This window comes from Saccharomonospora sp. (assembly GCF_027317685.1).
Lineage (GTDB): Bacteria > Actinomycetota > Actinomycetes > Mycobacteriales > Pseudonocardiaceae > Saccharomonospora.
This window is the reverse complement of the sequence record NZ_DAHVQP010000042.1, coordinates 1-6,884: the sequence shown is the minus strand read 5'-3', so window position 1 is coordinate 6,884 and position 6,884 is coordinate 1. Positions and strand designations below refer to the sequence as shown.

Annotated in this window: 11 protein-coding genes and 1 pseudogene; 9 read left to right on the top strand and 3 right to left on the bottom strand. The window is 64.2% G+C overall.

What is annotated here, in order from left to right:
* The 9 genes from M7H19_RS04760 to M7H19_RS04720 all read left to right on the top strand — a co-directional run.
* Positions 1–218 (top strand): YetF domain-containing protein (locus M7H19_RS04760; protein ID WP_298177517.1); only part of this gene is annotated, 218 nt, incomplete at its 5' end.
* A gap of 19 nt (positions 219–237) precedes the next feature.
* Positions 238–474: a hypothetical protein gene (locus M7H19_RS04755; protein ID WP_298177515.1), complete on the top strand. Its 237-nt coding sequence runs from the start codon at positions 238–240 to the stop codon at positions 472–474.
* Between the two features lie 9 nt (positions 475–483).
* Complete coding sequence (locus M7H19_RS04750) at positions 484–882, top strand: hypothetical protein (RefSeq protein ID WP_298177512.1); 399 nt, start codon at positions 484–486, stop codon at positions 880–882.
* A 198-nt stretch (positions 883–1,080) separates the two neighbouring features.
* On the top strand, positions 1,081–2,307 hold the full coding sequence (locus M7H19_RS04745) for a helix-turn-helix transcriptional regulator (RefSeq protein ID WP_298177509.1): 1,227 nt from the start codon (positions 1,081–1,083) through the stop codon (positions 2,305–2,307).
* Positions 2,308–2,394: 87 nt separating this feature from the next.
* Positions 2,395–2,544: a hypothetical protein gene (locus M7H19_RS04740; RefSeq protein ID WP_298177507.1), complete on the top strand. Its 150-nt coding sequence runs from the start codon at positions 2,395–2,397 to the stop codon at positions 2,542–2,544.
* Positions 2,541–2,762: a hypothetical protein gene (locus tag M7H19_RS04735; protein WP_298177505.1), complete on the top strand. Its 222-nt coding sequence runs from the start codon at positions 2,541–2,543 to the stop codon at positions 2,760–2,762. The genes M7H19_RS04740 and M7H19_RS04735 overlap by 4 nt, the downstream gene beginning before the upstream one ends.
* A 399-nt stretch (positions 2,763–3,161) precedes the next feature.
* A complete protein-coding gene (locus M7H19_RS04730) occupies positions 3,162–3,281 on the top strand; it encodes a type II toxin-antitoxin system HicA family toxin (RefSeq protein ID WP_298177503.1) in 120 nt (39 codons plus the stop codon).
* Between the two features lie 23 nt (positions 3,282–3,304).
* Positions 3,305–3,520 (top strand): type II toxin-antitoxin system HicB family antitoxin, encoded by a 216-nt coding sequence (locus tag M7H19_RS04725; protein ID WP_363321333.1) that lies wholly within the window; start codon positions 3,305–3,307, stop codon positions 3,518–3,520.
* A 341-nt stretch (positions 3,521–3,861) separates the two neighbouring features.
* On the top strand, positions 3,862–4,332 hold the full coding sequence (locus tag M7H19_RS04720; protein ID WP_298177501.1) for a hypothetical protein: 471 nt from the start codon (positions 3,862–3,864) through the stop codon (positions 4,330–4,332).
* Here the strand turns inward: M7H19_RS04720 and M7H19_RS04715 are convergent.
* From M7H19_RS04715 to M7H19_RS04705, 3 genes and pseudogenes are all read right to left on the bottom strand, one after another.
* Positions 4,323–4,772 (bottom strand): NUDIX domain-containing protein, encoded by a 450-nt coding sequence (locus tag M7H19_RS04715; protein WP_298177499.1) that lies wholly within the window; start codon positions 4,770–4,772, stop codon positions 4,323–4,325. The two genes, M7H19_RS04720 and M7H19_RS04715, sit on opposite strands and share 10 nt — an antisense overlap.
* Before the next feature lie 6 nt (positions 4,773–4,778).
* Positions 4,779–6,001, bottom strand: a pseudogene (locus M7H19_RS04710) (DegT/DnrJ/EryC1/StrS family aminotransferase).
* 33 nt (positions 6,002–6,034) lie between these two features.
* Positions 6,035–6,884 (bottom strand): Gfo/Idh/MocA family oxidoreductase (locus M7H19_RS04705; RefSeq protein WP_298177497.1); only part of this gene is annotated, 850 nt, incomplete at its 5' end.

The following is a 6,884-nucleotide window of genomic DNA, read 5'->3' as shown; positions in this document are numbered from 1 at the left end:
TGGTGGAGCACGGTAAGCCTTTGGAGACCCGGATGAGGAAGGAACACATCAACATCAACGATGTGTTGTTGGCCGCCCGAAAACAGCAAGGTCTGCTGCATCTGACACAGATCGAGTACGCCATTTTGGAAAGCTCGGGCGGCATCAGCATCATCCCCGCCTCCGAGGCCACGCAACAGGACCGCGTCGACCGGACGACGTCTTCCCCCGACGGCTGACGCCCCGACGCCGGGGGGCTTGATCGGTGAACGGAAGTATCGCACGCTCCGCGGCGACGAACGCCGCAATGCCCGCCGGGTTCTGTCAGGGGTGTACCAACTCGCCGACTTCTACGTCGCCTATCAGCCCGCCCCGGAACTCGTGCGGCTGGTCGCCGACCGTGCTGTCGCCGAAGGACAGGAGGCCGACGATCCCTACTGTGCCGCCGGCGGCGCGTGGGCGATGGTGCAGGCGCTTCGCGATGCCGGTCGCTAGGACGAGGCGTTGGCACTCACCACAGACGCCATCGGACAGCTTGAGCCCCATCTGGACACGGCACCGACGGATTGGCGAGGCATGGTCGGGGCACTGGAGGCGGAGATCGCCTATGTCCATGCACGCCGTGGGCGGCAGGGTGAGGCGTGGGCACACTGGGAAGTCGCCGACCGCATAGCGCGCGGCCTCGGGCCGGGATATCGGCACATGCAGAGCAGCTTCTCCTCCGCTGTGGTGACCGCCCACGCGGTCACGCTCAGCGTTGAACTCTGCCGTCCGGGTGAAGCGCTCCGCACAGCCGACACGCTCGACCCGGTGTCGGCGGGTCGGCGTCGCCGCCTAGATCGAACGGGCGAGGGGTACGGTTTGTACCCCTCGCGATCTCCTGGGCAACAGAACAGCCCGTGATGCAGCGACGGTCTTCAAGACCGTCTCCCACCCCATCGTCTTCAGTCGACGCATGATGTCGAAGTGATTTTATGTGTTCAAACGCACACCGATCGCTACTCTGACAGATAGGTCCCTCCACGGAGATCGAGGGATCAGGACTGAGTCCTCGGGGCTTTCCGTGGAGGGACAAACGACTTCCGCAAAGGGGTGATCGGTGTGCACGTCAACGATTTCGCTGGAAAGCCCGTAGGGGAACGCATCCAGGCATACCGCGAGCGACGTGGCATGTCGCGTCCTGTTCTCGCTGGTCTGGTCGGACGATCCCCGGATTGGCTCAAGAAGGTCGAACGAGGGCACCTGCTGCCGCCCCGTTTAGAGATGCTCGTCAAACTCGCCGACGTGCTCGGCCTTCATGACGTTGCCGCGCTGATCGGGGATCAGTCCATCACCGTCACCGCCACCCTTCGCGAAGGTCACGAAGCAGTACCCGCCATCCGCGAAGCGATCGAAGAAACGGTCCTGGTCGTCGACCGCGAAATCCACTACGAGGCCGACGACTTGGTCGACCGGGCCGCATATGCGTGGCGTGTGTGGCACTCGTCGAGTGCCCCACGCGCCGATATGGGGCGGCTGCTGCCGCCGTTGCTGCGGGATGCGCGCCGCGCTGCCCGTGTCCTCACCGGGACAGAACGCCGCACCGCGAACGCGGCATTGGTGGCCAGCTACGCATTGGCCGAGCAAGCGCTTGCGTGGGTGTCGGATTCCGCGTTGTTGTGGTTGTCCGCCGACCGTTGCATGGCCGCGGCCGAACAAGCCGACGACCCGGTGAGTCTCGCTGCCGCGGCGTGGGTCGTCGGCAACGTGTGGCGATCCACCGGCCGGGAGGACGATGCACTCCGACTCGCCATGAACGCCGCTGACGTACTTGAGCCGTATCTCGGCGGCGAGGACGACAACACGCGGGCTCTGTGGGGAGCGTGCAGGCTGCACGCGGCGATCACAGCCGCACGTCTCGGCCGCGAAGGTGACGCTTTCCGGTTCCTCGATGACGCCGATGCGATGGTCCCGCGCCTGCCAAGCGACTACGCCCACCCGTGGACGTTGTTCGGTCGGTCCAATACGGACCTGACCGGAGTGTCGGTCGCCGTCGATCTCCGCAAAGGGGGCACTGCTCTCGACAAGGCCGAAGCCGTCGACCCCGACAGGATTCCATCGCGGGACCGACAAGCGCGGCTCTGGCTGGAAACCGCTCGTGCCTACGTACAACGCCGCGATCACATCAGTGCCCTGCACACATTGCAGCGCGCCACAGCGGCGAGCACCGAGTCGATGCGCTGCCATCCCCTGTCCCGCAACCTGGCCGCTGAGCTGGTCACCTCAGGGAACCGGTTGATCGAACGAGAAGCGTCAGACCTCGCAGCACGGCTCGGTGTGCTCACCTGACCGTGTGAAGGGACAGAATGTCCCTCTCGACACCGGGTACCTACATGTACCTCGCGTGGCTTCCTGGGGTGTCTACTTTTCCGGTCCATGAATTGGATCAACGGAGCGTGCAGCACACCCAGCTACGGCTACCGACTTGGCCCCAACGGCCGCCTCGACCGTGACGACGAGGCCGACAAACCACCCCAACCCGACACCGAGCCCGACAGCACCGACACCGAGGACGGTGCACGGTGATCGCACGCGACCGAGAACCGCTCACCCGCCTGCGCCGCGTCAACACCAGCATCGGCGAGATCACCCTCGCCCTCATGGCCGCCCAGGACGGCGGCGAACTGCCCGCCACCGGACTACACCGACTCGGCGAAGCACTCTGCGCACTCGGCCACGACATGATCACCCGCGCCGCCGAACACACCACCCACCCCACGATCGAAGCCCCCGCCGATGCATGACGTGCCCACCGTCCTCCACCACCCCACCACCGACGACACCCCCACAACACGGCTCTGGCGCATCATCGACCACAGCCCCGCCTGGCCGATGATCGACCACGACCCACCACCCAACGCGGAAATATGCTCACCATCCGTACGGCAGAGACGACGAACGCTCTAGCAAACGACAACCTGGCTGCCCACACCATGTGGGAATCGCGCTTGCCGCAGCCGACGTCAGCACCTGAACGGATGAATCGGGCTGAACAGCCTCTTACGGAAGGTGACTGGCTCTATGTTCTAAGTCGTCAGTTTCCGAGGCATGGACTAGGAGCCACTTCCTTTAGCTCAAGGAGCACGGTGCCACTCAAAGTCGACAAAATAATCCGCTTGATCGAAGCAGACGGGTGAGTTCACGTGAAAACCCGAGGTAGTCATCGCCAGTACAAGCATCCGACCAAACCTGGGCGTGTGACAATCCCTGGTCAGCCCAGCCGCGACTTGTCGCCAGGGATGGAACGGAGCATCCTAAAATAGGCGGGCCTATCCAGGGAGGCGCAGTGACTGACTACGTAGTGCTCGTCGAACGGACGGAAGACAGAGGCTATGGGGCCTGGGCACCTGACCTTCCAGGCTGTGTGGCACTTGGCTCTACGTATGACGAAGCCATAGCCGAAATGAGGGAAGCTATGCGCTTTCACCTCGAAGGTTTGCGTGAAGACAATATCCCCGCGCCGAAGCCAACGACTATTGGCAGCACCACTATCGCAGCATGACCCGCAGGTAATCCCAAATCGTTTGCTCGCGTCCTTTGCCTCGCCGATCTTCACCAACACGGAAGGCTGTTACCTCAACACGCCGAACCTCACGAGTCGGTACGTGCCGTCCGGAGTAAGCCGGGGCGCAGGTGAGTTACTTTCCATACGTTTCGACAGGCGTAGGGAAGCTCTTGGGCGAGGCGATTTGGCCGCCCGGCAGCCCCATCACGTTAGGTAACTCACACCCAGCGCTGATGTTGCCGCCCTCGACTCGGTCTTTGTTCTGAAACCGAAGTGATCGGCCCAGTCGACGACCGGTGCACAAAAACCAAAGTCCCTGGCCGCTGGCCGTCATCGGCTTGGCCGCAGCTGTCGCCATCTGGGGTGGCTGGGTTCGGCTTGGCGAGCTGACCGGGTTCGGCCCTATCAACCTCCTACCGGGCATCGGGTCCGGGCTCACCGTGAACACCGCGGTCGTGCTGCCGCTGTCCGTGGAGTTCTACTCCGCCTACGCACTCAGGGTGTTACTCGCCTCCAACCAACTCGCCACACGTACCCGCACATTCGCTCGCCACACCTTCACAGCGAGCCTGGTCGTCGGGGGTGGCGCACAAGTCGCCAGCCACGTCATGGAGGCTGCGGGCACCGCCACCGCACCGTGGCCGGTCACCACGGTCGTGGCGTGCGTGCCCCTGCTCGTACTCGGATTGGCGAGCGGTCTGGCGAAGCGGTCCAGGTTGAGACATTGGAGCGAGAGAACTACCCGGAATCTCCACGCTCCTGCCCAGCCGATGAAGACCCGCGAGCAGGCACTCGCCGGTCACACCTGATGCAGCCCCCGGTAGGCCTGGACGATCTCTTCGACCGCGTCCGTCACCGGGGGCTGTTCGTCGAGCGGGACCCACAGGTGGGAGTCGTGTTCGCTCAAGCGAACAGGCTCGGGCTTGGCCACACCGACGGCGAAGTTGAACTGGCGGCTCTTCTTACCGCTGCCCGAGGTGTAGTCGAAGCTCCCCAAGTATTCGACGATGTCGGTCACCGTCAGGCCGGTCTCCTCGTCGACCTCCCGGACCAGCGCGGCGTCGAGCTTCTCGCCACTCTCAACCTTGCCGCTCGGCAACTCGTAGATCCCGCCCATGAAGTCGTCCGCCGGACGCTTGAGCAACAACACCTTGCCATCCGCCTGCACGACGGCTCCGACGACGAGTTGCTGTACCCCGTCATTCGCAGCCTGAGTGGTGAGTTCTTCGAGCGCGGAAGCATCGATCATGTCGGCCTACCCTAGTAGCTCTTCGTGGTTGTCGATTACTTTGCGGATTCCCTCGAGGTAACGGTCGACGAGGGGAAGGTCCTCCTCCCGGTGCCAGACCGGAAGTTTCAGCGTGTGCCGCCAGACCTGCTCCGCCACCGGGAACTGGCCCGGGCGGTAGGCGACACGATTGGCGTGCCGGTAGCCAGGCAACATGGGATCCGGGTCCTGGAACAGCGGCAGCAGGTTCAGCGGACACGTCGAGCCGGGCCGGTCGATCTCCCGAAGTCCCTCGGCGAGCAGCGCCTGGTGGAAGCGCTCGATCGAGAGACCACCGAGCTCGTCGGGTACGTAAGTCAGCGGCAGTCCATACCAAGCGGGCCGCGTCTCCGCGGGTACAGCAGGTACGGCAAGGCCGGGGAGCTGAGCCAGCTCGCGGCAGAGGTAGTCGGCGATGCGTTGCCGGCCGGTCAGGTACTCGTCGAGGTTGGCGAGCTGATCGAGGGCGATGCTCGCGGCGAGCGGATGGATACGGAACTTAAGCCCCATACCGGTGACCGCATAGCGGTGGGCCAGATGCTGGGTGGGGATCTCTGTGCGGCATCGCTTGTTGTAGTGGCCGTGCAGGAGCAGGCGGTAGAACAGCTCGTCGTCATCCGTCAGCGCGAAACCACCCTCACCGGCGGAGAGGGGTTTTGGCCCGTTCATCGAGAAGGCGGCGATGTGGCCGAACGTGCCGACCTTCCGGTCCGCCACGGTCGCGCCGTGAGCGTGGGAGGCATCCTCAAGAAGAGCAGGCCGTGTTCGTCCGCCAGCTGGCGCAGCTGGTCGACCGCCGCGGGAAGGCCCCAGAGGTGGGTTGCCATGATCGCTGTTGTCTTGTCGGTGATGCGCTCCTCGACGTCTGCCACCGAGACGTTGCCCGTCTCGTCGCTGTCGGCGAGTACGGGAATCGCGCCCAGGTGCAGCAGCGGCGTCGCAGTGGCGAGGAACGTGTAGGCGGGGACGATCACCTCATCGCCGGGCTCGACGTAAGCGGCCGCGTAGGCCGAGTGGATCGCTGCGGTCCCGGAGCTGGTGAGTACCGCATGGCGCACGCCGAAGTAGTCCTTGAGCACGTCCTCCAGCTCGGCGATGACGCCTGAGCGGTCGTAGATGGAGACGGAGGTTTCCAACTGGTCGAGTACTGCCTTGGTGGTGTTCGAGGTGATCGGCGGCCAGGTGAAGTGGGGTCCCGGCTCCGTGATCACCGGTGTGCCACCGTTGACGGCAAGCGTCTTCACTCACAGCTCCTTCGGGTTCACGTGGGTTCGGGTGCGGGCGGACTCATAACAGCCCTGGATGAAGCTCAGGTGGGCAAGGTTTTCGCGAGGGCCGCTGACGTTCGGTCGCAGCCCTTCCACGACACGGCAGAAGTGGTTGACCTGGGACACGGCCGCCGATGGCCACGCTTGCTCGCGTGCCAGTGACTCCACGACCTCGCCGTCGTTGGTGAGCCGCTGGATACGTCCGCGTTCGAGGTGCACGATCCCTTTCGAGCCGACGAGCCTGATCTGTTCGGTCTTCGGCCCGATGAACCGGGACAGCAGGAGGGACCCGTAGAGGCCGCTGTCGTAGGAGAAGTGGATGAGAGCGGTGTCCTCGGCGTCGTAGTCACGGTCCGGCTGCGCGTTGATCGACATGTCCGCAAGGATTCGGTCGGGGAGGCCGAAGTACCACAGCAACATGTCGACCAGGTGGTACCCCATGTCGATCACGCACCCGCCGCCCGCTCGGTTGACATGGCCGCGCCAGCCTTCGGACGGGTCGGCGATGTGCAGCGTGTACGCCGCATCGACCACGAACGGGGTGCCGATCTGGTCCGCGAGTTGGTGGAAGCTCGTATAGATGGGATTGAACCGCCGCTGAAGCGTCACCATGAGATGAATGCCGGCGCGCTCGCATTCCTTCGCGAGTTCCTTGGCCTCGGACAAGGTCGTTGCGAAGGGCTTTTCCTTGAGCACATGAATTCCTCGACCGGCCGCGGCCTCGATGATCTGCCGTCCAGCATCGTGCGGTACGCACACGACGACGAAGTCGAGCTGTTCGGCGTCGAACATCGCCTCCACGTTGGCGTAGCCGTTGACCTGGAGC

Coding starts and splice junctions, on each gene's coding strand:
- M7H19_RS04740 (WP_298177507.1), top strand. CDS start 2,395: ATGAATTGGATCAACGGAGCGTGCAGCACACCCAGCTACGGCTACCGA.
- M7H19_RS04715 (WP_298177499.1), bottom strand. CDS start 4,772: ATGATCGATGCTTCCGCGCTCGAAGAACTCACCACTCAGGCTGCGAAT.